Source organism: Paenibacillus cellulositrophicus, from assembly GCF_009363095.1.
GTDB classification, from domain to species: domain Bacteria; phylum Bacillota; class Bacilli; order Paenibacillales; family Paenibacillaceae; genus Paenibacillus_AQ; species Paenibacillus_AQ favisporus.
The window spans coordinates 6,317,329-6,341,509 of sequence record NZ_CP045295.1; the positions used below are offsets into that span (position 1 = coordinate 6,317,329).

The 24,181-nt window shown below is 54.2% G+C and carries 24 protein-coding genes; 19 read left to right on the forward strand and 5 right to left on the reverse strand.

Going from position 1 to position 24,181, the window contains the following annotated elements; all coding sequences use genetic code 11:
* Positions 1–87 precede the first annotated feature (87 nt).
* Positions 88–714, reverse strand: a complete 627-nt coding sequence (locus GCU45_RS28800; protein WP_152402367.1) for an FMN-dependent NADH-azoreductase — start codon at positions 712–714, stop codon at positions 88–90.
* A gap of 212 nt (positions 715–926) precedes the next feature.
* Here GCU45_RS28800 and GCU45_RS28805 point away from each other — a divergent pair, with 212 nt between their 5' ends.
* The 3 genes from GCU45_RS28805 (at position 927) to GCU45_RS28810 (ending at position 2,553) form a co-directional block, all read left to right on the forward strand.
* Positions 927–1,454 carry a hypothetical protein gene (locus GCU45_RS28805; RefSeq protein WP_152402369.1) on the forward strand — a complete coding sequence of 176 codons (528 nt, stop codon included), beginning with the start codon at positions 927–929 and terminating at the stop codon, positions 1,452–1,454.
* Positions 1,455–1,551: 97 nt separating this feature from the next.
* The gene (locus tag GCU45_RS33935) at positions 1,552–1,689 is read left to right on the forward strand and encodes a hypothetical protein (protein WP_167527256.1); all 138 of its coding nucleotides are present in this window, start codon (positions 1,552–1,554) and stop codon (positions 1,687–1,689) included.
* Positions 1,690–1,905: 216 nt separating this feature from the next.
* Positions 1,906–2,553 (forward strand): S-layer homology domain-containing protein, encoded by a 648-nt coding sequence (locus tag GCU45_RS28810; RefSeq protein ID WP_167527257.1) that lies wholly within the window; start codon positions 1,906–1,908, stop codon positions 2,551–2,553.
* A 42-nt stretch (positions 2,554–2,595) separates the two neighbouring features.
* On the opposite strand, the gene GCU45_RS28815 is transcribed toward GCU45_RS28810, so the two are convergent.
* Positions 2,596–2,835 carry a hypothetical protein gene (locus GCU45_RS28815; protein ID WP_152402372.1) on the reverse strand — a complete coding sequence of 80 codons (240 nt, stop codon included), beginning with the start codon at positions 2,833–2,835 and terminating at the stop codon, positions 2,596–2,598.
* A gap of 523 nt (positions 2,836–3,358) precedes the next feature.
* On the opposite strand from GCU45_RS28815, the gene GCU45_RS28820 reads away from it, so the two are divergent.
* The 10 genes from GCU45_RS28820 to GCU45_RS28865 all read left to right on the forward strand — a co-directional run bounded on the left by GCU45_RS28820 (position 3,359) and on the right by GCU45_RS28865 (position 15,274).
* Positions 3,359–3,691: a hypothetical protein gene (locus tag GCU45_RS28820; protein ID WP_152402374.1), complete on the forward strand. Its 333-nt coding sequence runs from the start codon at positions 3,359–3,361 to the stop codon at positions 3,689–3,691.
* Positions 3,692–3,780: 89 nt separating this feature from the next.
* Positions 3,781–7,770, forward strand: a complete 3,990-nt coding sequence (gene essC, locus GCU45_RS28825; RefSeq protein ID WP_152402376.1) for a type VII secretion protein EssC — start codon at positions 3,781–3,783, stop codon at positions 7,768–7,770.
* Positions 7,771–7,786: 16 nt separating this feature from the next.
* Positions 7,787–8,614, forward strand: coding sequence for a hypothetical protein (locus GCU45_RS28830; RefSeq protein ID WP_089546600.1), 828 nt, complete (start codon positions 7,787–7,789; stop codon positions 8,612–8,614).
* Between the two features lie 6 nt (positions 8,615–8,620).
* Positions 8,621–9,676, forward strand: coding sequence for a WXG100 family type VII secretion target (locus GCU45_RS28835; protein WP_152402378.1), 1,056 nt, complete (start codon positions 8,621–8,623; stop codon positions 9,674–9,676).
* 127 nt (positions 9,677–9,803) lie between these two features.
* Positions 9,804–10,088, forward strand: a complete 285-nt coding sequence (locus GCU45_RS28840; RefSeq protein WP_152402380.1) for a DUF4176 domain-containing protein — start codon at positions 9,804–9,806, stop codon at positions 10,086–10,088.
* Between the two features lie 83 nt (positions 10,089–10,171).
* Complete coding sequence (locus GCU45_RS28845; RefSeq protein WP_076167864.1) at positions 10,172–10,447, forward strand: WXG100 family type VII secretion target; 276 nt, start codon at positions 10,172–10,174, stop codon at positions 10,445–10,447.
* A 120-nt stretch (positions 10,448–10,567) separates the two neighbouring features.
* The gene (locus GCU45_RS28850) at positions 10,568–12,709 is read left to right on the forward strand and encodes a protein kinase family protein (RefSeq protein ID WP_152402382.1); all 2,142 of its coding nucleotides are present in this window, start codon (positions 10,568–10,570) and stop codon (positions 12,707–12,709) included.
* Positions 12,710–12,754: 45 nt separating this feature from the next.
* Positions 12,755–13,510: a vWA domain-containing protein gene (locus GCU45_RS28855; RefSeq protein ID WP_076167860.1), complete on the forward strand. Its 756-nt coding sequence runs from the start codon at positions 12,755–12,757 to the stop codon at positions 13,508–13,510.
* Positions 13,511–13,523: 13 nt separating this feature from the next.
* The gene (locus tag GCU45_RS28860) at positions 13,524–14,333 is read left to right on the forward strand and encodes a hypothetical protein (protein ID WP_244364319.1); all 810 of its coding nucleotides are present in this window, start codon (positions 13,524–13,526) and stop codon (positions 14,331–14,333) included.
* Positions 14,334–14,467: 134 nt separating this feature from the next.
* Entirely contained in the window at positions 14,468–15,274 is an 807-nt protein-coding gene (locus GCU45_RS28865) for an SDR family oxidoreductase (protein WP_076167858.1), read from the forward strand.
* An 87-nt stretch (positions 15,275–15,361) separates the two neighbouring features.
* Here GCU45_RS28865 and gluQRS read toward each other — a convergent pair whose 3' ends face one another.
* Positions 15,362–16,342, reverse strand: coding sequence for a tRNA glutamyl-Q(34) synthetase GluQRS (gluQRS, locus tag GCU45_RS28870; RefSeq protein ID WP_152402384.1), 981 nt, complete (start codon positions 16,340–16,342; stop codon positions 15,362–15,364).
* A gap of 177 nt (positions 16,343–16,519) precedes the next feature.
* On the opposite strand from gluQRS, the gene hrpB reads away from it, so the two are divergent.
* Both hrpB and GCU45_RS28880 read left to right on the forward strand, forming a co-directional pair.
* Positions 16,520–19,027, forward strand: a complete 2,508-nt coding sequence (gene hrpB, locus GCU45_RS28875) for an ATP-dependent helicase HrpB (protein WP_152402386.1) — start codon at positions 16,520–16,522, stop codon at positions 19,025–19,027.
* A gap of 89 nt (positions 19,028–19,116) precedes the next feature.
* On the forward strand, positions 19,117–19,686 hold the full coding sequence (locus GCU45_RS28880; RefSeq protein WP_425281238.1) for a general stress protein: 570 nt from the start codon (positions 19,117–19,119) through the stop codon (positions 19,684–19,686).
* 44 nt (positions 19,687–19,730) lie between these two features.
* On the opposite strand, the gene GCU45_RS28885 is transcribed toward GCU45_RS28880, so the two are convergent.
* Both GCU45_RS28885 and GCU45_RS28890 read right to left on the reverse strand, forming a co-directional pair.
* On the reverse strand, positions 19,731–20,018 hold the full coding sequence (locus GCU45_RS28885) for a hypothetical protein (RefSeq protein ID WP_152402389.1): 288 nt from the start codon (positions 20,016–20,018) through the stop codon (positions 19,731–19,733).
* Complete coding sequence (locus tag GCU45_RS28890; protein WP_167527258.1) at positions 20,002–20,262, reverse strand: hypothetical protein; 261 nt, start codon at positions 20,260–20,262, stop codon at positions 20,002–20,004. Before GCU45_RS28890 ends, GCU45_RS28885 begins: the two co-directional genes overlap by 17 nt.
* A gap of 337 nt (positions 20,263–20,599) precedes the next feature.
* Here GCU45_RS28890 and GCU45_RS28895 point away from each other — a divergent pair, with 337 nt between their 5' ends.
* The 4 genes from GCU45_RS28895 to GCU45_RS28910 all read left to right on the forward strand — a co-directional run bounded on the left by GCU45_RS28895 (position 20,600) and on the right by GCU45_RS28910 (position 24,180).
* On the forward strand, positions 20,600–20,989 hold the full coding sequence (locus GCU45_RS28895; RefSeq protein ID WP_152402393.1) for a DoxX family protein: 390 nt from the start codon (positions 20,600–20,602) through the stop codon (positions 20,987–20,989).
* Between the two features lie 146 nt (positions 20,990–21,135).
* Positions 21,136–21,918 (forward strand): pirin family protein, encoded by a 783-nt coding sequence (locus GCU45_RS28900; RefSeq protein ID WP_341874530.1) that lies wholly within the window; start codon positions 21,136–21,138, stop codon positions 21,916–21,918.
* Positions 21,919–22,084: 166 nt separating this feature from the next.
* Complete coding sequence (locus GCU45_RS28905; protein WP_167527259.1) at positions 22,085–23,248, forward strand: acyltransferase; 1,164 nt, start codon at positions 22,085–22,087, stop codon at positions 23,246–23,248.
* Between the two features lie 569 nt (positions 23,249–23,817).
* Positions 23,818–24,180: a replication termination protein gene (locus GCU45_RS28910; protein WP_076169519.1), complete on the forward strand. Its 363-nt coding sequence runs from the start codon at positions 23,818–23,820 to the stop codon at positions 24,178–24,180.
* Position 24,181: the final 1 nt, after the last annotated feature.

A 24,181-nucleotide genomic window follows, 5' to 3' on the forward strand; every position in this document is an offset into this window, starting at 1 on the left:
GCAAAAAAACCACGATGGTATCCATCGTGGTTTTTTTGGGCTGGAGATCGTTGTCCAGCTTCCGAGCAAATCATTTTATAAGCAGGATTAGAAGTTCTTGGCGGCTTCGGCAGCTTTGGCTACACCGGCTTCAACCAATGCGGCAGCCTGATCCGGAAGCTGGTTATGGCCTTCAACGATAATGGTCGTTACATTCTGGATCCCGAACAGACCCATGCTGCGCGAAACGAAGTTGACGGCCATTTCGCTGGCAGCGGCAGGGCCATCAGAATAGATGCCGCCTCTCGCATTGAGGATAGCGACCTTCTTGTCGCCAGCCAGACCTACAGGGCCCTCCGGCGTGTATTTAAAGGTTTTGCCTGCACGGTTCAGGTAGTCCAGGTACGAATGAAGCACGGCCGGAACAGTCATGTTCCACAGCGGGAAGCCGAAGACGATTTTGTCGGCGGCCAGGAACTGATCGAGGTAGCGGTCGGCGATCGCTGCCGCTTCACGTTCCTCAGGTGTCGTTTCGATGCCGTTGGCGGTTTTATACAGGCCGGTAATCGTCGTATGGTCGTAATAGCGCGGCTGCTCGGCGAACAGGTCCAGCTCCACGATTTCGTCCTCCGGATGAGCTGCCGTATAGGAATCCTTGAAAGCATGATACAGCTTCACGCTGATCGCCTGGTCAATGGGACGGTTATTTGCTTTGATAAAAAGTACAGTAGACATGGTGTAAACTCCTTTAAGTATAAAATAGTCACTAACTATGATAAATATAGTAGATTAAAATGTTTAAAAAGTCAAAAAAATATTTTTTGAGCAGAAACGGATGTCGAATGATGACGAAAATATTTTTATTGTAAAAGCGCTTTCTTTCCTGGTCATAATGGGACTAGTCATTCCAATATATAAATAGTAAGGAATAGGGAGGTGGGGGAAGGATGGGCTTTTATCATCTGTTTTGGGGATTTTTGTTTATGTTTGATTTCCAAATCAACGGTTTTGACATTTTACCCGACGTGATCGGCTATCTGCTGTTCTATGTGGGGCTGGCCAAGCTGAACCGGCGCTCCGAGCATTTTCGCAAAGCCGGGAACACGGCGGCTGTCCTGCTTGGTGTGTCCGCTCTTGCCTTTGTTTTGTCGGTCCTGCCCGGGGCTTCCGCAGCGATCGGAATTCCGCTGGGCCTGGTCATCCTCCTTCTGAATTTGTACATGGTGTTTCATATTTGTCAGGGAATCGGCGCTCTGGCTGGAAGGAGAGGTCTGTATCAGTTTCAAAGCATGGCTCTCCAGCGCTGGCGGTGGTATTTGCTGCTCGTGCCCGCGATGTTCGTCGTCCTGCTCATCGCTGCCCTGCTGCCAGCTGCGGCGCTCATTCTCGGGCTCGTGCTGATTGTGGCGTCTTTTGTCATAAATGTTCTAATGATGCTGCTGATGAGGGAAGCCGAGCAACACCTGCGCCGCTAGGCGCTGATTAAAGGCGGAAACGGCTGGGTATATATTCAAAACAGGAAGAAAATTCCTGGATTTATAAGGAAAATTCAATGACAAGGAGAGGATGGGCATGTCCATTGACCGCTTTATTTTAAAAAAATTGGACTCCTGCCAAGAAGAACATACGCGCGCCAATCTAGTGCAGCTGTTCAAAATCCGCATCCAGAAAGCAGAAAGAGCAACCGGTTTCCATACGGGCAGACACTAGATCATGACGATCAGGGGAGCCTTCACGGACTACTGGTTTACGATATCGATCTTTATCCTTTTGCAAGGTCCCCCGAAATTGCCAAAATAGCTTTCATGAAGGAGCCCCACTTTGTGGGGTTATTTTGTGCCCTTTTACCCGTCTGTGCAACCTTTCGATCCACCAAGCCGTCAAACAGATCAGATTGGAAAATATTATGCATGGAGTGGATGCATCGTGAACAAATTGCTGCAGGGAGCTGTTGTGATCGCGGCGCTGATCGGCCTGGCCGCTTCACCGTCGCAAATCTACGCGGATGATTCCTTTAAGGATTTAACCGGAGTTCAGGAGAAAGAAAAAATTGAGAGCCTTCATGCCCGTGGATTGGTACAGGGGATGACTGGCGACGAATTCCGGCCGCAAGCCGGTCTGACTGCGTCGCAAGGCGTGACGATGATCGTCAAGTCGCTGAAGCTGAATCTGGATGGCATCGCATTTATTAAGAAGCCGGAGGCAAAAGACGTGTTCACCCGCGTCGCCAATGACGCCTGGTACGCACAACCTTTTATCGTTGCCCATTATAATGAACTGGATATCCCGGCTAGCATCGAACCCGGCCGGACGCTGACCCGTGAAGAGTTTATTCACTATCTGGTTCAGGGCATCGAGCGCACAGGGGCATATCCTTTACCGAAAATATATATTCAAATCAGCGACGAGGCGAACATTACCCCATCGTACCAGGGAACGATTGAGCGTGCTTTGGTATATAAGGTTACGGCGTTAGACCCGGAAGGGAACATCCATCCAAAGGATCCGATATCCCGTGCCGAGGCTGCCGCCATGGTCTACGATGCAGTGGCTTTTGTGGAATCCCATCAGTAGGCGGGAACGCTGCCTTCATTAAACAAAAAAACACCATCCCTCTTAATAGAGGGACAGTGCTAGGGTGTCATTTTCGCTCTTGCTGTGAAGAATGGCTTCGGAACCTTCAATTTCAATGCTGATCAGCGTATTCAAGCATTTCTGAAGTGCTCTTTTTCCGTTTTGAATTTTATTTTCCAAGGTGCCACTCAGCAGCTTCATTATTTTCGAAACAGGTTGTTTGCAGTCGGTTGTAAAGTATACGGGAACTACTTTGTTTTGGAAGTTAATTAGTATTCTCATAGAAATCACCTCATTCGTGTTATTCCATACCTGTATTCTACCTGCCAAATATTAAAAAAACCTTAAAGAAAACTTATAAATAGTTAAATTGCACACAATTTTTCGGAAGTGAATATAATTAGAGGCTTCCGATTTTTTGTGTGTTTTCAAAACCTGCGGCCCTAAAAATACGCCAAGGCTATAAATCTTTTAAGAGGGAACTTGCCTTTCTTGAATCCGCCTGTGAAACTGGGTATCAGGTATTATTTTCGGAGTGATAAAATAGGACCAGTATCTCCTTAAAAATGGATATAAAATCAGTTACATACAGATAAATCCATCTAAAAATAGTACATAAGAACTATAAAACTCTAGAAGGCCGAGAATTAAACTAGTTAAAATGTCACAAATTGACAGGATTATGCACTGATGTTACATTATCATAAGGTTACAAAGTTTTCATATTTTCGCTTGGGTCTGCTGAATGTTACTTCAATTACAATAAATAAGCTAATTCTACTATGGCAAGAAGGAGTGGATACCTTTGATTCTAACCGTGATGATCAGCGGCCAGGAAAGAGACTGGTTTGATGTCGAAGTGCCGGATGACTGCCCGGCGGCCCACCTAAAGGACATGCTGGGTGTTCGAATCTATGGGGAGGCTCCGCCTGAAGGCTCGCAATATATATTAGAAGGCAAATTTCCCGAGGGGCTCTGGTTCCCGGTAAAGGATGCCCAGGACGTAGCTGAAGCAGGACTTAGGGAAGGCTGTATGGTCCGAATCCAGCGGGCCTTTTCGACCACGACGGAAGAGGCGCCGAGCTTCGGCAGAAGAAATTTGTTTCAATATGAATGGAATCGGGTATTGGAAAGTTAAAAATGTTTTTTTTCGGATTCCTGAACACTAGTACTTATTGCATGGGTAACCTGAAGGATTTTGGATGCCAAAAGAGGGGTTGACGCATTATGAATGTGTTATATCAACGTTCGCCCAGAATCAAACCGACGATCAAGGAACAGCGGCTGGACATCCTGAGGCCGCCGGGCGAGCCGAGTAAACCATCATTTTCTTTGGTTTCGATCATCCTCCCGGCAGTGATGACCATTTTCAGCATCGGTTTGTTTATCTACATGAACCTTACAGGGAATATAGCGAACAACACGTACGTCATGTTTCAAATGGTTTCTGTTGTTATGATGCTTACATCATATACGATCCCTTTCATCGCTTATCTGGGAAACAAAAGGAAATATAAAGAACAGCTGAACGAACGCATCAGCATGTATTATGCGGAGCTGGACAAGCTCAGGAAGGAGCTTGCCGCAGGGCAGAAGGAACAAGTGGACGTGCTGTACAATATCCATGGAGACCCCGATGTCTGCTTTCATATCGTAAAAAACCGGAACAGCTCCTTGTGGGAACGTTCACCGGAAGACGACGATTTTCTGCATACGAGGATTGGTACCGGCAGCCTGCCGTTTCATACAAAGGTAAAGGCGCCGAAGCCCGAAGGCTACGTCAAGGATCCGCTCCTCGAAGCGGCACAGTCGCTCGAAGATGAGTTTCAGACTGTGCCGGGATCCTCTATCGTATTGCCGCTGTTTCAGGCTAAAGTCGTCGGGATCGTCGGCGATCGCGAGTCCGTCATGAACGCGCTTCGGGTGGTCGCCGCCCAGCTGGCCGTACGGCATTCGCCAGATGAGGTGAAGCTGGCGGCGTTTTATGAGGAGAAGGATGCCGGAGACTGGGATTGGATGAGATGGCTGCCCCATGTCTGGGATGAGGACAGATCATCGCGTTACATGGCGGACCGCCGCAGCAGCGCCCACCAGCTGGCGGATGAATTGTTTCAGCGGCTGGTAAGGCGCAAGACGTCCCGTGTTTTTTCAGGCCGGAAGATCGCGGCCCAGCTGCCGGCCTACGTTGTCGTTCTTGCGGGGAGCGGGCTGATCGAAGAAGAACCGCTCCTGCCGCTGCTGCTGGAGGACGCTGCCGACGTCGATGCCTGCACGATCATTATATCGGACCGCAAGGAGAAGCTGCCGATGCAGTGCCAGTTGATCGTTGATATGTCCCAGGGGAGCGGCCAGTATTCGCTGAAACGGGAAGACGGTTCTTTTGAATTGCAAAGCTTTGAAGCCGATACGATTACGCTGGAAAAGGCGGACGCGCTCGCCCGCTATATGGCCCCGATTCGGCTTAAGCGTTCGTCGGCTTCGGAGATTCCATCCCTGCTGTCCTTGTTCGACATGCTTGGCCTGGAAGACATCCGGGCGTGGGATGTACGCAGCAGGTGGAGGCACAACCGTTATCCGGAGAGCTTTCCCGTTCCGATCGGCGTCCGGGCCGGGGGCAAAAAAGTCATGCTCAACATTCACGATAAGATCGAACGGAACGGTCACGGCCCTCACGGCCTAATCGCAGGCACGACGGGATCCGGCAAAAGCGAAGTGATTCAATCGATCGTCGCTTCTCTGGCTGCGGAATACCACCCGCATGACCTGGCTTTCATGCTGATCGATTATAAGGGCGGCGGCATGTCCAACACGTTTAATCATCTTCCGCATGTTGTCGGAACGATCACGAATTTGAACAGCAGCCTGATCGAAAGAGCCAAGGTCTCGTTGAAGGCCGAGCTGGTCAGACGCCAGAAAATACTAAACGAATCGGGCAATCTGCAGCATATCGATGAATATTATAAGCTGCTTAGACAGCGGCAGGGACAACCCCTACCGCATCTGGTCATTATTATAGATGAATTTGCTGAGCTGAAGCGGGACCAGCCCGAGTTTATGGATGAATTGATCAGTATAGCGGCGATCGGCCGCACGCTGGGCGTTCACCTGATTCTGGCCACCCAGAAGCCGGCAGGAGTCGTTGACGAGAAAATATGGAGCAATGCGAGGTTTCGCATCTGCCTCCGCGTTCAGGATGAAAGTGACAGCCGGGATATGCTGAAAATTCCCAATGCCGCCTGGATCACCAAACCGGGCAGGGGCTACCTTCAGGTTGGCAGTGACGAAGTGTTCGAGGAAATGCAGTTTGCATGGAGCGGGGCGCCTTATTTGGACCCTGAGGCCTCCCTTGAGAAACGGGCGGTAAGCGAAGTCGGGCTTAATGGCAAGCGGGAATGCCTGTTGTCCGGGGGCATGACCGCGGCCGAAATGCTGACGCAGCAGCCGAAGCGACAGCTGCAGGTATTTATAGATCAGCTCGCCCGGACTGCGGAAGAAGAGGGAATTATCCGCCTGCAGGGCCCGTGGCTTCCGCCGCTTCCGGAGCACTTGGAGCTGGATGCCGTCATGCAAGGAACGGATGCGGAAAAAATTGATGACATCGCCGGCATAGCCGGCCTGATGGACGATCTGCCGAACCAAAGCCAGAGGCTTCTGACCATCCCGATGCAGCAAGGACATTGGGCTGTGTACGGGATGCCGGGCCTCGGCAAATCGACCTTTGTCCAGTCCCTTCTGATGTCGCTGGCAAGATTGTACTCGCCGGCGGATTGGAACGGTTACGTTGTGGACATGGGCCGGGTCATGCGCGATTTTGCGGGGCTTCCCCACATCGGGGCGGTCATGACGGCTGAAGAGGACGACCGCATCAAGAGGCTCTTCCGGTTTCTGATGAAGACGGCAGCCCACAGGAAAGAATTGTTCGCCGAAGCAGGCGTAAAGACGGCAGCCGCTTACAGACCGTTCCGTCCTGGTTTGCTGCCTCAACTGGTCATCGTCATTGACGGCTATTTGAACTTCCGCAACATCTACCCTGAGGAAAACGAAACGCTGGAGTTTCTCCTCCGTGAAGGAGCGGCTCTAGGGATGACATTTGTCGTTACGGCCAACCGGATTTCTGATATATTCGAGAAAGTGCGGAGCAGTCTGACGAACGCTTTGACCTTCGAGCTGGCCGACTCCGCAGACTATTATTATGCTGTCGGCAGACCGGGACGGATACCGGGCAGTCTGCCGCCGGGAAGAGGTTTGGTGAAGGGGTACCAGCCGCCGCTGGAATTTCAGGCGGCTTTACCGGCCGTGGGAAAAGATGAGGTGCAGCGTACGGAAGCGCTCCGAAACCGGATCCAGCTGATCCGCTCCCTGTATCCCGAGCAGCAGGCTCCGGAGATCGGGAAGCTGCCTGACCGTGTCACGCTCAGGGAGCTGCTCCCGCCGGCAGCCGGTTACGACCGGGATATATTGAACGGCGGCAACCTCAAGGTGCCGCTCGGGATGGCAACCGATGACCTAGACCCTTTTGGGGTCGACCTGCAGGAAGGTCCGCATTTTATCGTAGCAAGCCCAATGGAAGGGGGGAAAACCTCCTTCCTGCTGAGCTGGATGCTGTCCCTCGCACACCGCTATCCGCCGGAAATGCTACAGATGTATACCATCGATACCCGTTATGGGAACCGCGGGCTCAGCCAATTGGCGGAACTTCCGCATATTCAGGCTAGCGCCAGCCGCGAGGAAGAGCTTGGACCGCTGATTCAGCGGCTGTATGAACAGGTCCAAGCCCGGAGTCCAGGCCAGGAAGCGCCGGCTGCTGTGCTTGTGATCGATGATGCGGACCTGTTGGCGAAACAGCTCCAGGATTTTACAGTGAAAGAGCAGCTGACGGCGATCGTCCGCCAAGGCCGCGACCGAAATGTGCATGTGATCGTTTCAGGCGTGCCCGCTGATTTACCGACGTTCGGCGCAGACTGGTTTAACGATATTAAATCCTGCCAAAGCGGATTTTTGTTCGGGACTTTAGACCCTAACGATTTATCGTTCTTTCGTATTCCGTTTTCGGAAGCGAGTCATACCCAGGGGAGCTTGAAAATCCTTCCGCCGGGACAAGGGTACTATATTAAACGGAAATATTTCAGGGTTAAGGCCGCAATTCCGTTTGATGACTATTGGAACAGCCATCGCTGGGTTGCCGAAATTCGCGACCGATGGCATGTTGTCGTTTGAGGGGAGGTGGCTCATAATGTTGACGATTCATGCTTCCAGACAGGACACCATTACACTTGATAATAAAGAATTCTTTTTTCTTGCCGGGATTCTCGGTTCGGACCGGCTTCTCGGCGTGGAAGACCCATTTCAAGGATATCTGGCCGAAGAGATCTCGGAAGAATGGGATATCGTGAAAGCCTCTTTGCTGGAAAAGGGTTACCTCATTGAGGAAGAGAACGGCATAGAATTGTCTATGCCGCCCAAAATCTTTTCCAGAGTGGCGATTGCCGGCTTGGCGCAGCGGTCCTGCTGGCTTAAATATGTTCAAAACGACGAAACGTTCGAAGGCTATCTTCATGTGACCAACGAACGTGTCGTTCAAGTATGCAAATCCGCAGAGGACTGCCAGTACAAACTGGATGAGCTCGGGACCGTCGAGGAGGCCTGCCGCACGCTGGTGGAGGAAATGGACTTGAAAAACTTCGCGCCGATGGAGGCGCCGGCTTTGCTTCTCTCTAAAAAGAAGTTTGCCCATCTCTTCAGCCATACCTCGGAAATTCCGTTCGAAGAGCTCGGCGACCAGCTGGTAAAGGCAACAAACGATGTGGAAGGTTCTATCGCGCTTGCCAAATGCATGAAATACCGCACGGGTGAAGGTGAGCTGCAATTGTCGACTTGGACCGGCAGCGGCTGGGAGTCGCAAAATGCGGCGTTTATGGTCAATGACACGATGAACTGGCTCGTACGTATGAGCATCAAAGGGGATCAGGACTGGCTGACGGCCATTCCGGCGAGCAGGGAGCAATTTGAGGAAATGCTGCTTCAGTGGCTGAAGCAGCCTGCAGAATTAAATGGAAGGTGAGAGTCCGTGCGTATTTCTGTTGAACCGGAGTCACTCCGGTCTTTAAGCCGTCAGTTAGATAGAGGCAGTGAACAAATTCGGGAAATGACGCTCGCCTTGAATCAGGCGCTTGGGAACTTTAGGGGAGAAGCGGCTTTCCCGCAATCCGTAATGGACGAATGGCAGTCCGCACACCGGCAGGGGGAACAGATCTATGCCATGCTGAAGGATATCGGCAAATGGATCGAATCCAAGGCATCCGAATTTCAAACCGCAGACGAGCAGCATCATTCCATTCTGAACGACACCTTGATGTACTCAAGCCCCGCACTCATGTTCCAGTCGGCGGCCGTCTCCGGGAGAGAACCGATTCTGCCTGGATATGGGCTGACAGACGGGACGGTCTCCAATCCGTTATCCGCTGTTCAGGCCGTCCATGCCGAAGCGGGGGGCAGTTACTCGGGTTGGAACAGCCACGGGACGGCTGCCGCCGGAGCGGCGGCTGGGTTAGTGACTTTGATGGCTGGAGCTGTACTTCCTGCTGCTAAAGACGCACGCTTGGGTATAAACAAAAACGAGCATGCCGGAAGTGCCAAGTTTTTGCTGGAGCGGGCCGCTAACAATCCTACAGCCTGGAGGTTCATCGACCCTAAGGCAGCGGGCAAAATCCGAACCCTGGGACAAGGACCGGGCGGACATTCGGGAAATGAAGGCCCTCCGGGAACCGGAACAAAGCGTGAGCAGCAGCAGGAGAGCGGGGAAGAGGATAGGGCTCCCGGCCATCTCATGATCAATAACGGTATAGGTCTGGGTGCGATAGCTGGAAGTACGGCCATCGGGGCTGCGGTCGGATCCGTCGTTCCGGCAGCGGGAACCGCTGTAGGTGCATTTGTCGGTCTGGCCTCGAGTCTCGTCATTTCGGCTGTAACCGACATCGAAGTCGCCGGTAAAACGCTGAGAACGCATGCCTCAGGCGGGATGGACTTGGTGTCCGACTCCGTCAAGGCGGTTACCCATGGAGCGAGCATACTGGCGGACCAGGTGAAGGACAAGCTGAAATCGCTGGGCATGCGTTTTGCCTGAAACCGGACCCAGCAGTAGACGTGAAGTACCCTGTTATTTCTATCTGCATCTGATTCTATCACCGGATCGTGATGACCGGCTGCTTACCCATGAAGAATACATACTTAAATGAGAGGACGGACAAGCGATGGATAATGGGACTCCTTCACAAGCTTTGCTTCCGCTCGGATCTGTGGTTCTTCTGAGAGGAGCACAGAAGAAGCTGATGATTTATGGACGTAAGCAGATTCATCAGGAAAACAATCAGATGTATGATTATTTGGGGGTCGTATACCCGGAAGGATATATTGATCCGAATTATACATTTTTGTTTAATCATGAAGATATCGACAGGATTGAATTCAAAGGCTTTTTTAACAGCGAAGAGGAACAGTTTCAAAAAATACTGTCGGAGGTATCCGCGACAAGCTAAGCCAAATGGCATTTGTGATGTGCAGCCAGAGTTTAAGATACCCGAGGAAAGCATAGGAAACCGATAAAAGGGGAGGGACCATCATGTCAGGACGTATTTTGATTTCACCGGAACAGGTGGAGGCGGTCGCCAATCAATTTAAGCAGAGCGGAGAGCAGAGCCAGCAGCTCGTAGCGAGCTTGTCCCAAGCGATCCAGGGGATGGAGGGGCAATGGGAAGGCCTGACGAAGCAGCGGTTTTTCCAGGAGTTTCAAGAAGCCGGCAGACAGATGCAGTCATTTGTCCAGATTCTGAACAGCATCAGCCATGAGCTTGGGGCCATTGCCCAGAAATTCCGCTCTATCGATGAAACGAGATAATTTTAGCCATTCAAGTTACGGTTCGTTTACAGTAGAATAAGATCGTAGGAATCATCAACCGGGTGTATTTACTCCCGGTTTTCTTGCAGTCCATAAAGTTTAAGTGAAAGGGGGGTGTCCATGTCTTTTCAACCGAATGCGGGAGATGAGATGGTTATTAACGGGGTGCTGTACCGCGTTGGCCAGCATCCTGCCGCTCCCGGGTTAGCTTATGCGCAGGCAGGAAGGCAGGGAATCGTCTACCAGCTGATTCCTGCCAGCGGGCAGCTTCATGAAGCCAAAGCATTAAAAGTGTTTTTTCCGAAGTATCGTATTCCTGCGATGGTGTACCAGTCCGAAATGATGGAAATGTACAGTGAAAGTCCGGGTTTGCAGGTCTGCAGACGAGACGTGCTCACTCCCGAAAGAAACGAAAGCCTGATTGCCGAGCATCCGGACCTGCTGTATGCGGTGCTCATGCCCTGGATATACGGGCATACCTGGTTCGATATTATGACCGACCAGCGCCGGCTGCTTCGCGGGGAGAGCCTCGCGCTCGCCAAAGGGCTGGCGGCCATCGGATCGGGGATGGAGCAGCGCGGTTTGGCGCACTGCGATTTGTCGGCACCCAATGTCATGCTTCCGTTTTTTTCTGAAGTGGAATTGCCGGAACCGCGAAGCGTGGTCGAACTGGTGGACATTGAGCAGATGTACAGCCCGAAGCTGGACAGGCCTGATGTGCTGCTGGCGGGTTCACCGGGGTATGCCGCGCACCGGACGGTGCAAAGCGGGTTGTGGAGCGGTTATGCCGACCGGTTCGCCGGTGCGGTCATCATTGCGGAAATGCTGGGTTGGTGCGATCCCCAAGTCGTGGAGAAGGCCTGGGGGGAAAGTTATTTTGATCAGCCTGAACTGCAAAATCCGTGCGAGCGGTACTTTATTCTGAAAAATTCCCTGGAACGGAACTGGGGAGCGAAGACGGCGGAGCTGTTTGCGCGGGCCTGGGAAAGCCAGGATTTGAGCAGCTGCCCGACGTTCGGCGAGTGGCTGGTGCTGCTGTCGACGATGACGGAGAACAGCGAAAACGCGGATGAAAGCGTTACGGAGAAACAGGATGCGGTTCAGCCGGCGGAGTCTCCGGAGCCGTTGGTTTCCGCTTCCTCCCCAGCTTTGCGTCCGCCGGCGGTGCCCACTGCCAGAAGTTTCGTGGCAGCGGCCGCTGAGCGGGCGGCTGCCCTGACGAAGGGGGGAGAAGCCGCGTCCGGTGATCAGGATGTCGTCAACAGGCTGTTTCACCAGGCCAGAGAGCTCGAATCGAGTGGAAATCTGAGCGGTGCTCTGGAGGTGTACAAGTCCGCCCACCATTTTGTCAGCGAAGGCTCGCCGATGGAGATCGAGCTGGAAGCTGCGATTCGCGGACTGGAATCCGAGCTGAATTCGCCAGGTCCCGATCGGAAACAGGCCAAGGTCCCTTTTTACCAGTCGCGTAAATGGCTGACTTCGGCGGTGGTTGTCATCCTGCTTCTCGCCGGGACGGCGTTTGCCGTCAACCAAATCGTTGCCGACCATTCGCCAGGGAAGCACATGGAGGCGGGAGCCGGCACGAAGCCAGGCGGCGAGAAAGCTCCTGCGGTCCCGGATACAGCGCAAACGGATCAAAAGCAGGAGGAAGCGGACCGGCAGGCCGAGCTGCAGAAGCAGGAAGCTGCGCGGAAAGAGGAAGAAGCCCGGAAACAGGAAGAAGCTCGTAAACAGGCGGAAGCACAGCGCCTGCAGGCCGAGGCCGAGCAGAAAAAGCTTGAGGAGGCGCGCAAAGCCGAAGAGCGCAAGAAACTGCAGGATCAATACGCAGTCCAAGCGAAATATGACGCCTATTTGCAGCAGCAGAAGGAAAAAGCAAAGAAAAAGGCTGCCGAGCGGAAAAAGCTGCAAGAAATGTACCAGAAGCAGGCGCAGTACGAAGCTTATCTTGCTTATCAACAGCAGAAGGAAGCGAAGGCGAGGGCGGAAGCGGAAGCGGCCCGTAAAGCAGCCGAGGCGAAGGCGCAGCAGCTTAAGCAGAAGCGCTCCGGCCAGGTCGTCCAGCTGATCGCTTACTACAATCAGGCCTTTAACGCCCAGCGGGGCGGCAACATTGAACGGGCGCGCTCCTATGCCAAGGATTTCGCCCGCCTGTATGAGCAGGATGCGGCGTATTTCAAGTCCGTCGGCAAGGTGGGAACGCGGGCGTCGGCCATCTACAAATTCCTGTCCAACGGCGCTTACTCGCTGCCTGACGTTTAGACATAGAAAAGACTAAGGAATTAATCAAAGGGGAGTTGTTTACTGATGAACTATACGATCCAGGCTTCCCAGCGGACTCCGGCGCTGATCATCTATCTGATCGACATCAGCGCATCCATGAATATGCTCATGGACGGCAAACGGCGCATCGACGTGGTGTACGAAGCACTGTCGCTTGCGATCCGCCAAATGGTGTACCGATCCACGAAAGGGAACCGGCTGACGCCCAGGTACCGGATTGCCATCCTGGCTTACAGTGACGACGTGTACGATCTGCTGAACGGGATCAAAGGGATCGACGAAATTGCAGCGGTCGGTTCCCTGCCGGACTTGACCCCGAAGCGGTTTTCGGATTCAGCAAAAGCTTTTCAGCAGGCAGAGAAAATATTGCAGGCCGAGCTGCCGCGCATGCAGGACTGCCCGGCTCCCCTCGTCTGCCACATGACGGACGGAGTAACGACCGGAGAGGATCCCGAGCCGATCGCAAGGCGCATCATGAGCATGAGCGTGCCTGACGGGAACGTACTTGTGGAGAACATCTTCATTTCCGATCACATGCTCGATCAGCCGATTGCCCAACCACGCCGCTGGAGAGGCATCCTGCCGGATACTCTCCTTCACGATGAGCATGCGGTAAAGCTGAGAAACATGTCATCTCCGCTTCCGGAGAGCTATCGGGACATGCTGGTCGAAGCCGATTATCTGCTTGCCCCGGGGGCGCTGATGATGCTTCCGGGAAGTTGTGCGGAGCTGGTATCCATCGGTTTTCAAATGTCGGCGGCCACGCCGGTAAGAGCTTAGGAGGGATCCGCCTGTGAAAATAAATTCGGCAGCAACCGGTGACATGTTTACGTTTATCAGCTCCCAGGCCCAGGAGCAGCCGCTCGCTTCCCATTCGGGACGGGTACTGTGCAGGTACGCTTACGGACGGGCGATGGAGACGCTGCTTCAGGGAGAGAACGGACAGGATTTTGTCGGTGTGCAGACGTACGGTGACGTGTGCAACTTTGTGCTGTGTGACGGCGTCAGTATGAGCTATCAAGGTGATTTTGCCGCCCGTTTTCTCGGCAACACGCTGCTGGATTGGCTGGACCATACGCGGGACTGGTCTTCGGCCGGATTTACGGATTTCATGACGTCCATCACCGAATCGGCTTCTGCGCAGCTTCGGCGGTTAGCTCCGCCTGGCGGGGTTCCCTCCTTACTTCGGGAGGTTCTGGAGGACAAGCAGCGTATGGGCAGCCAATCCATGTATATTTGCGGGCGGATTGAGCTGCCTATAAGCAGAAAGAAGCAGGGGAGACTGTGGATGGCGTGGCAGGGAGACTCGCGGCTGCGCTTTTGGAAGGACGGTCTGGAAGTCAGCGAGCACTTTGATGACACCTTTCGGACCAATGAGCGGTGGTCCACGCTAACCGGTCCGGTCGGCGGCAAACCGCATGTGTACCAAACCCGGCTGGATTACGGCATGCCGATGCGCCTGCAGCTGTATACCGACGGACTCGCCGATCTGGACCCGATCCATCAGGTGCTGCCGGACGAGCTGATCCAGATTTTGCTCGATGCGCCCCACACCGATGGGCTTCAGGATGATGCCGCTTTTCTGGAATTGCAGTGGTCGTAATGAACGGCTTGCTGCTGGTTGACCCTTTGCGGGTATAAAATTTGTTTGCTGCGCGATGATTAAGCTGACCTCCTTTATGGGTAATCTTGAGACAGATAACTATATTTGATGAGGATGAAAAAGGAGAGATAGCGATGAGTCAGCAGCAATACAACAGACAGCGATTCGAAGGGAAAACGGCGATTGTTACCGGTGCAGGCTCCGGCATCGGGAAAGCGGCGGCAATCAAACTGGCGCAGGAAGGCGCTAACGTGGCCTTATTTGATCTGATTAATGAACGGACTTCCAAGACGGAAGCGGAAATCAACGCGATCCGCGAAGGAGCGGCCCGCGCTTTTGACGTGGATACTTCCGATGCGGCACGCGTGGAGAAGGCGGTGCTGGAAACCGCCGAGCTGTTCGGCTCCGTGGATGTGGTGTTCGCAAACGCAGGCATCAACGGTGTGTTGGCACCGATTGAGGAAATGCAGCTGGAGGACTGGCAGCAGACGCTGAGCGTCAATCTGAACGGTACGTTTTTGACGGTGAAATACGCGATTCCGCATCTGAAAAAAAATGGCGGAAGCGTCATTATCACCAGCTCGATTAACGGCAACCGCACCTTCTCCAACTTCGGCATGTCGGCTTACAGCACGTCCAAAGCAGGACAGGTCGCTTTCGCCAAAATGGCGGCGCTGGAGCTGGCCAAGTTCAAAATCCGCGTCAACGTCATTTGCCCCGGCGCGATCTCGACCAACATCGATCAAAGCACGGAGAAAACGGAGGAGCTGAAGGAAATCGTCATCCCGGTCAAGTTTCCGGAAGGAAGCCAGCCGCTCGCCGACGGGCCGGGTCAGCCGGAAGACGTGGCGGATCTGGTGGCCTTCCTGGCTTCAGACGAGTCCAAGCATATTACGGGGGCGCAGATCATTATTGATGGTGCGGAATCCCTGTTGGTTTAACAGCTTTTCGATATATATAAAACGGCAGCTCAAGCGGTGAATCCCCTTGAGCTGCCGTTTTTGTTGCGGCCGTATCGTGTGAACCCCTTAACTTTCGTACAACCGGGCAAGGAGCTCTTCTGTTATGACGATTGGCTCGGCTGGAACGAGGCTCAAATCAAACCGGCCGATCAGCTCCTGGGGAGCGGCCGGATCCGGCGTGGGCACGAGCCCGCCGATCCAGGCCAGCCAGCCGGTGAGCTTGGCCGGGGATACCCCCTGCTCCCGAAGCGCCGCCAGGCTCGTGTTCCCGTGCCGTTTCGCCAGGCGTTTGCCATCCGTTCCCATAAACAGGGGAACGTGGGCAAAGGCAGGAATTTCCCAGCCCAGCGCCTGGTAGAGCTGGATCTGCCGCGGCGTTGAATCCAGCAGGTCGGCGCCCCGCAGAACGTGCGTGACCTGCATCATGGCGTCGTCCACGACGACGGCCAGCTGGTAGGAAAACATGCCGTCCGCCCGCTTAACGATAAAGTCGCCGGTGGCTGCCGGGTCAAAGCTGTGCCGTCCGCTGACGCCGTCGATGAATGCCACCGGCACCTCCCCGACCCGGTATCGGATAGACGGCTGTTTCAGCTTGGCCTTGGCCGCCCTCTCTTCCGGGCTGAGATTCCGGCAGGTGCCGGGATAGGCAGGCCCTTCCGCGGCCAGCCCGTGCGGTGCGCTGGCCGCGGACAGGAGATCGGCCCGGCTGCAGAAGCAGGTGTACAAGGCGCCCTGCTTCTGCAGCTTGCCTAAGGCATCCTCGTAATGCTGAAGCCGTTCGCTTTGCGTATAGGGAGCATAGGGACCGCCGACGTCGGGGCCCTCGTCCCAGTCAATGCCAAGCCAGCACAGATCGTCCAGGATCTGCCGGGCCAAATGCGGCTTGGACCGGGGCTTGTCGATGTCTTCCATGCGGAGGTTGAAGCTTCCGTGCCCGGAGCGGATTTGCAGCCAGGCCAGCAGGGCTGTCCAGGCATTGCCGATATGCATTTCCCCGGAGGGGGTCGGGGCAAACCGTCCGCGCAGCTTCGGGTTGGTTGGGTTCATGATGCTGTCTCCTTTCCCCAATCATCAGTCAGGTCGGTCAATCCGAATGGATACATTTTATAGCAAACCTGAATAGATATCCAGCGCATGCAGGCTTTATAATAGAGGGATACAGCGTAGTCGGGTGATTGTCTGGGCCCGATCCTTACCTTACATAAAGAGAAAACGGGTGGAATTATGACAGAATTGGAGCTGCCGGTACTTCAGGTCATGCCGGAGCTGAAAGAAATATTGAACCGCCGCACGTCGGCGCTGCTTATTGCCGAGCCGGGGGCAGGCAAAACGACCCAAACCCCGCTCGCCTTCCTCCATGAAAGCTGGCTGGACGGCCAAAAAATCGTCATGCTGGAGCCGCGCAGGCTGGCGGCCCGGTCGGCTGCTGCTTATATGGCCTCGCAACTGGGCGAGAAGGTCGGCCAAACCGTCGGCTACCGGGTCCGGATGGACAGCAAGACCAGCGCGTCCACACGAATCGAAGTCGTGACGGAAGGGATATTGACGCGCATGCTGCAGCGCGATCCGGAGCTTGGCGGCGTCGGCATGATCATCTTTGACGAGTTCCATGAGCGCAACATTCATGGCGACCTGGGGCTGGCGCTTGCGCTGGAATCCCAGGCGGTCCTGCGGGAGGACCTGCGCCTGCTGATCATGTCGGCCACGCTGGAAGCGGAGCCGGTAGCCGCGCTGCTGGGCGGAGCGCCGGTCGTTCACTGCGCGGGCAGGCAGTATCCCGTCGAGACGGTCTATGCCCCGCCGGCGGCGGGAACCCCGCTTCATCAGGCCGTGGCTGCGGTCGTTTCGAGGGCTTTGTCCGCCCATGACGGGGACATGCTCGTGTTCCTTCCCGGCGCAAAGGAGATCGGCCAGGTTCGCCGGGAACTCGAGCAGAGGGGGCTGCCCGCGGGCTGTGTGATCCGTCCGCTGCACGGCCAGCTCCCGCAGCAGGAGCAGGATGAAGCCGTAGCTCCGGACAGGCAGGGGCGCCGCAAGATCATCCTCAGCACCTCGATCGCGGAAACGAGTTTGACGATCCAAGGGGTCACGATCGTGGTCGACGCCGGTCTGATGCGGACGCAGATGTTTTCACCGCGGACCGGCATGTCCGGACTCACGACGGTCAAGGTGTCCAAGGCATCGGCGGATCAGCGCAGAGGCCGTGCCGGGCGGACGATGCGGGGGACCGCCTACCGGCTGTGGAGCCGGGAAGAGCAGGATTTTCTTCCGGAGCGGAGCACGCCGGAGATTCTGCAGACCGATCTGGCTCCGCTGGCGCTTGAGCTTGCAGCCTGGGGGGTGAAAGACCCGCTCAGCCTGCAGTGGCTTGATCCGCCGCCCGCAGCGGCGTACGGGCAGGCGGTAGAGCTGTTAAAGCGCCTGGGAGCCCTTGATAGCGGAGGCGGCATCACCGGACTGGGGAAAAAGATGTCCGCAGCCGGGATGCATCCCCGTCTGTCGCGGATGGTGCTGCTGGGTGCCGCGCAGGGACATGGGATGCTGGCGGCCATATTGGCAGCCCTTTTGCAGGAACGGGACCTGTTCCATGGACAAAGTATGGACCGGGACGTCGATATCCGGAAGCGGGCCGAAGCCGTAGCCGCATGGATGCGCGGCGGCCGGGGTGCGCTATCCGGCCTTGCGGACGAAGGGCGAATCCGCCGTATTGAGCAGGAAATCCGCGGTATTCGCGCTTCAATGGATTTGGATGCCGATGCTGCGATCAACGAAGAATACGCGGGTCCGCTGCTCTCTTTGGCCTATCCCGACCGGATCGGACAGAACCGGAGTAACGGCAGGTTTCTGCTGACTTCGGGCAGGGGTGTAGAAATCGGGCAGGTTCAGCTGCTGAGCCGTGCGCCGTATATCGTGGCAGCCAGCGTGGATGACGTCAAAGGGGCGGAGGGCCGGGTGCTTCTTGCCGCACCTCTTCCGGAGGAGGAGCTGTTCGCACTTCATCAGGACGGCATCATCCGGGAAGGAGCGATCGCCTGGGACCGGCAAATCCAGGGGGTTAAAGCAAGGCAGGTGACGAGACTGGGAGCAGTCATCCTCCGTGAATCACCGGACCCCGCGCCCCCGTCAGAGGCCGTAGCCGAAGCACTGCTGGACGGCATTGCCGTCGAGGGTTTGGATATCCTGCCGTGGAACAAGTCGTCAACACAGCTTCGGCAGCGTCTGCAATTCATGCATCTGATGCATGCCGACTGGCCGGATTTTTCAGGAGAGACCCTTTCCGGGACTCTGCGGGAGTGGCTTCAGCCATACCTGCACGGGATGAAGAAAAAGAGCGATCTGCAGCGGCTGCATATGTCCACCGTCCTGGAACAGAGCCTGACGTGGGAGCAGCGGAAGCAGCTGGATGAGGAGGCGCCTACGCACATCACCGTACCGAGCGGTTCGCGAATCCCGGTGGACTACAGCGACCCGGCCAAGCCGGTGCTTGCCGTGAAGCTTCAGGAAATGTTCGGATGGCATGAAACGCCGCGCATCGGCAGGGGGAAGATGCCGCTAACCCTGCACCTGCTGTCCCCGGCTCAGCGGCCGGTGCAGGTGACTTCGGACCTTGCCAGCTTTTGGAAGCAGGGGTATTTTGATGTCAAAAAGGATCTCAAGGGCCGCTATCCCAAGCATTACTGGCCGGACGACCCGCTCGAGGCTGTTCCGACAAGGAGAACCAGGCCCCAATAATGTTATGACCTCACATTCGGTTTATTGTTGTTTGCAAACCTCTGGGCAGGGGTAATAGAAGGCATAACAACAATGAATGGAGGGTGAACATGATGGATCATGGCAAAAAAATTGTTGGCGTTTTTGAGAGTGAGCAGGAAGCGTCCCGGGCGATCACCGAGCTGCAGGATTTCGGTTTCCCGCCTGAGGATATTTCCGTCGTAACGAGGGACCGGGAAGATTTGCAGACGATTACGGAAGATACAGGAACGAAGGCGCCGGAAGGCGTGGCCGCCGGTGCAGCCACCGGCGGTATGCTCGGCGGTGTGGCCGGACTGCTGGCGGGGATCGGCGCACTGGCCATCCCGGGAATCGGGCCGATTCTTGCGGCAGGCCCGATCGCCGCGACGCTGGCCGGTGCTGCGGTAGGTGCCGGTGCCGGCGGACTCGTCGGCGGCTTGATCGGCCTGGGCATTCCGGAGGACGAGGCCAAAGAGTACGAAACTTATGTGGATAAGGGTAAAATTTTGGTCATCGTCGATGCCAAAGGACGCGACCGTGACATCTACGATGTATTCAACCGAAACCGTTCGCTGAATGCCGAGCGCTATAATAGGGATCTCGGACTCGTGACCGACGATACCGCTTCCTTGACCGATAACGATCACCTTCGCCCGTAATGGCATAAAAAAGACGGCTCCTTCAGGGGGCCGTTTTTTTACGTTCAGACCATTTTAACGGCCTTATAAGCCCACTTCAGGTCCTGCTCCCACTGTGCCGAAGCGTCCGGCAGAATCCAGGCTTTACGAACGCAGTACTCCGTAAGCCGCTGCAAAAATTCAATAGCCGTTCGCAGCTCGTTGGCTATACTGTCCTGAATCAGCGGCGGATTTTCCAACAGGCACTGGGCAAGTAGAGAAATCCGGACTTGTGTATCCTGCATCAGGTCGGCTGCAATATATTGGTCATTGAGCGCCTTTAGGCCGGTCAGGCTCTCAAGGAGGGGATTCATGGTCGTCACCTGCTTGGAATGAGGATGAAATCGCTTGGGATTGCCCGTAAAAAACGTCGTGAAGCTGTTCGAGCACCGATTTGCGCATTTGGGCGCTGATTTTCAGCAGATCGATGAGAGCGGAGTCGGAAACGAGCTGCGCCAAGGTCTCGGACTTGATGATGCCCAGCGTCTCATGCCTGATCAGTTTTTGCAAGGAGGCGTTCGGAGCGGGACTTCCGGCCATCTTACGGCTGCTGTCCATCATTGCACCCCCTGTCTTTTTTGGAATATTGTTGTCTGGATCTTAAGAAGCTATGCATCGGATAGATTCACTTTGTTTAGACTCCTAAGGACGCGAAGAAACTTGAGAATCAGGTGTTGACAAAAAACGAATTATGAATTATCTTAAATTTAAGATATTTACCAAACAGAAATGAGGCTGATCTAATGCAGCGGTTATGCCGATATTAGCGGGTTGAATGAAGGCAGTTTGTTAGAAGTTACAGCGGAGGGTTGGCAGTTTGGATAAGGATGATGCTTTTTTAAACTATTATCTCAATATTAAGAAAATTAAATTTAAAAAATGGAGGATGTTAAATATGGTTGCATGGGGATTGTTGATTATTCGTTTGGTGATTGGACTTACGTTTGCCGGGCATGGCGCGCAGAAGCTGTTCGGCTGGTTTGGCGGAGGCGGCTTAAAAGGGACAGCCGGGTGGCTCGCATCGATGAACTTGAAGCCGGCTTTCTTGCTGGCACTTGTAACGGGGATCTTTGAATTTGCAGGTGGATTGCTGTTTGCTGCGGGGATCTGGACTCCGCTTGCGGCCATCATGATTGCTGTAACGATGATCGGCGCCATCGTCACCGTCCATGGCAAAAACGGATTTTGGGCGACCTCGAACGGGTTTGAGTATAATCTGATCCTGATCGCCGCGGTCGTCGGCGTGGCATTGACCGGTCCGGGTGCATACAGCCTGTTCCAGTAAGGACAGCTATCGTAAAATATATAAGTGTAGTGGTCGGGTGTGTATACTCCATTGGATTGGGTGTTTCGTTAGTAACGGATACGCAAGTCAATCATTTAGATGAATCGTGATGGATGTAAATTTAACACAAGGTGTGAAAGGATGGGATGAGCATGCATGTACGGCGCTATTTGCCCTCGATGCAGGGACGCGGAGAATTTGACGGAGGAAAGATTACTGAGCAGAAGCCAATCGGTTTCCCTGGGGAGGGATCGGTCATTAACCGGATCGGCCCGCTGTTTTATTGGGCATGGGCCCACACTCCGGAGGAAGGCCATATTCCTCTTCACCCCCATTTTGGATTTGAAATTATGACGTACGTCATCCAAGGAAAGGCTGAGCACGGGGATTCCCTCGGTACCCGCAGCACGGTTGGTTCCGGCGGAGCACAGCTCATCCGGGCGGGGGCCGGAGTCAGCCATGAAGAGCGTCTGATCGGTCCGGACATGGAGAGCTTTCAAATTTGGTTTGAGCCGGATCTGAAAGTATCGAACAAGCGGGAACCGTCTTACGAGCAATGGGAGCACGAACAGTTTCCGGTAACAGAAACCGCCAGCGGCACCGTGAAGCAGATCGTAGGGGGAGACGCTCCGCTTAAGCTCAGCGTGGATGCCGGAATGTGGGAAGTTCAGCTGGAAGCTGGCGGCACCTACAGCCACTCCCTTCGCAAGGGCCGATCGCTGACCGCGCTCGCGCTTCAGGGCGGCGGCCGCTGGAGCGGTGAGCTTCCGGGCGTACATGACGAAACGTTTGATCCGCGCGACTTTATGCTGCTGAGCACAGATCATGATGAAGAAATCACAGTTCAGGCCAAGGAAGGCCCGCTTCGGATGCTGCTGATTGAAGTTCCGGAACGCGTGGATTACGCGCTGCTCCCTAAACGCTATTAACGATGCGGCCTCGGTACGTATTATCTGCCAGGCTGTAAGTTCCAAAGAACGCTTTGCCAATTCTTTCTGGCAGGCGTTCTTTTTTTCGTTTAGGATGGAAAAGGGTAAAGTAAAGAAAATGAGCTGTGGTCAGGAAAGTGATCTTTTTTTGCACCAGGAGGAAGGTATGTCAAAGAAAGCGAGAATACAGGAAATAGAGCTGCTGCGAGGGTTGGCCTTCTTGGCTGTGGCCATGCAGCATGCGATCGCCCACTACTCCATCGTCGGCGGGGTGGCAATGGAGGACGGGGTTATCATGACGCTGCTGCTGATGGCGGCTAAGTTTGCGGTGCCTGTTTTCATTTTTATCACCGGGATGGTGCTGTTCTACAATTATGACGGACCGCTGCGGTACGGCGTTTTTATGCGAAAAAGGTTCAGCGATGTACTGGTTCCCTACATCTTGTGGTCGGCTGTTTATTTTGGCATCAGTCAGCAATGGAACTTCGGGTCTCCCGAACAATGGGGGAAATGGGCGATGATGCTGTTCACGGGTAAGAACAGTTATCATTTATGGTACGTGGTCATGATCATGCAGTTTTATTTGCTGTTCCCTGTCTTTCGGATGCTGATCCGCCGGATTATGCAGGCTGCTCCGCATCGATTATGGACGGCCCTGCTGGTGCTCAGCGGTTTGGCTTATCTGGTGCTGATGTACTTCCGGCCGGATATCAGCGCCCTGCTGACAAAAGCGGACATCCCGTTTCTGACGCCGTTTTTTACCGCCTACGCCGATCGTAACTTCGTCTACTTCATGTTTTATTTTATTCTTGGGGCGGCAGCGGGGATGTACCCCGAACGGTGGAGATGGGCGGTAGAGAAAGGCGGAGTTATTTATACGGCTGTCTTTTGGATCTTGTTCGGATATTTTACGTATAAGCTGGTGGCCAGCTTCCAAACGGCGGACGGGCTGAACATAAATTTTAATGCGGTTTCGCTGCTGCGTCCGTTGATTGCCGTGTTTCTGGTAAGCTCGGTTTTCGTCATTTACAGATACGCGCTCCAATGGACTCGTCAGGCAGGTCCGCGGGCCCAGCGGGCGATGTCCCTGCTCGGTAAATATTCGTATGGCACTTATCTGGCTCATGCCCTCATGCTGCGCTATACGTATTCCTTTGATGCCTGGTGGTTTGCCGGATGGAACGTGGCAGTGCGGATGCTGATGTCTTTCATCATTTGCGTGCTGCTGTCTTATCTCCTCATCGTGGTATTATCTTACCTGCCATTCGGCAAGTGGACGGCTGGGGTCTCTTCCTTGAGAAAAAAAACAAGCCCGCCAAAAGCAGCTTGATTCCAGTTAGCTGATCCAGCGATCCACCAATGCGAGTGGACAAGCATCCCAACAGCCCGGCATGGCCAGCGATAAATCGGACCTTGCGACCCAATCGCTTAAACACCTTGTATCGTTAAAAAGCCTTGAGTTCTCGAAAAGCCTTGAGTTCTGCCTCGGCGGATCCAAGGCTTATTTTATTTGCCAACCGCAAAATTATACAATTTCAACATATGAAAAATTCACAATAGAATAAACCCAATACGTACCGAATCTTGCACCTTTGGAGCCATTCTGCCATGCCCCGCGTACTTAACTCATCCAGGTCCATTGTAAAAAGGAAGGCCCCAAACCGACTTAGACCGTTCCAGACCGTTCCAGACCGTTCCAGACCGATCCACTCTGATTCAGAACGGACCGGGAAAACGGTTCAATCCCGTTCCACGGTATTCTCAGTAAGCCCGTTGTATTAAATTTTCGCAGATTCTCCCAAAGTGAAACCTTCATGCTATGCGATTTGGAAAATAGACGTTTATAATGGAGGTAAATTGGTTAATGAAGGAAATAGGGAAGAAAGCGAGGAAGCTGGCATGGCCTTTATGATTGCCCAGCGGGCATTTATTAAAGCTTACCTGATTACGATGGTGGAGCAGCACCGCGGATATGGTTATCAGATGCTGGAGGAGCTGAGACAGGAGTTTAAGAGCTACGGCTATTCTCCCCCGCAGAGCGAGATTTACCGAGCCCTGCATGAACTGGTGCAGGAGGGCATTTTCTACCGGACCAAGCAACTGAAGGGCAGCGATCCGCGGGTGGATTTTCAGGAAATTGTATTGTACCACTTTACGGACGATGGAGCCGAGAAGGCCAAGCTGTATAAAAAACAGGTCAAAACCGATCTGGACCGCTGTCTTGGCATTCTGCACAAGGCGGTTAACGACAATTACCAATAAG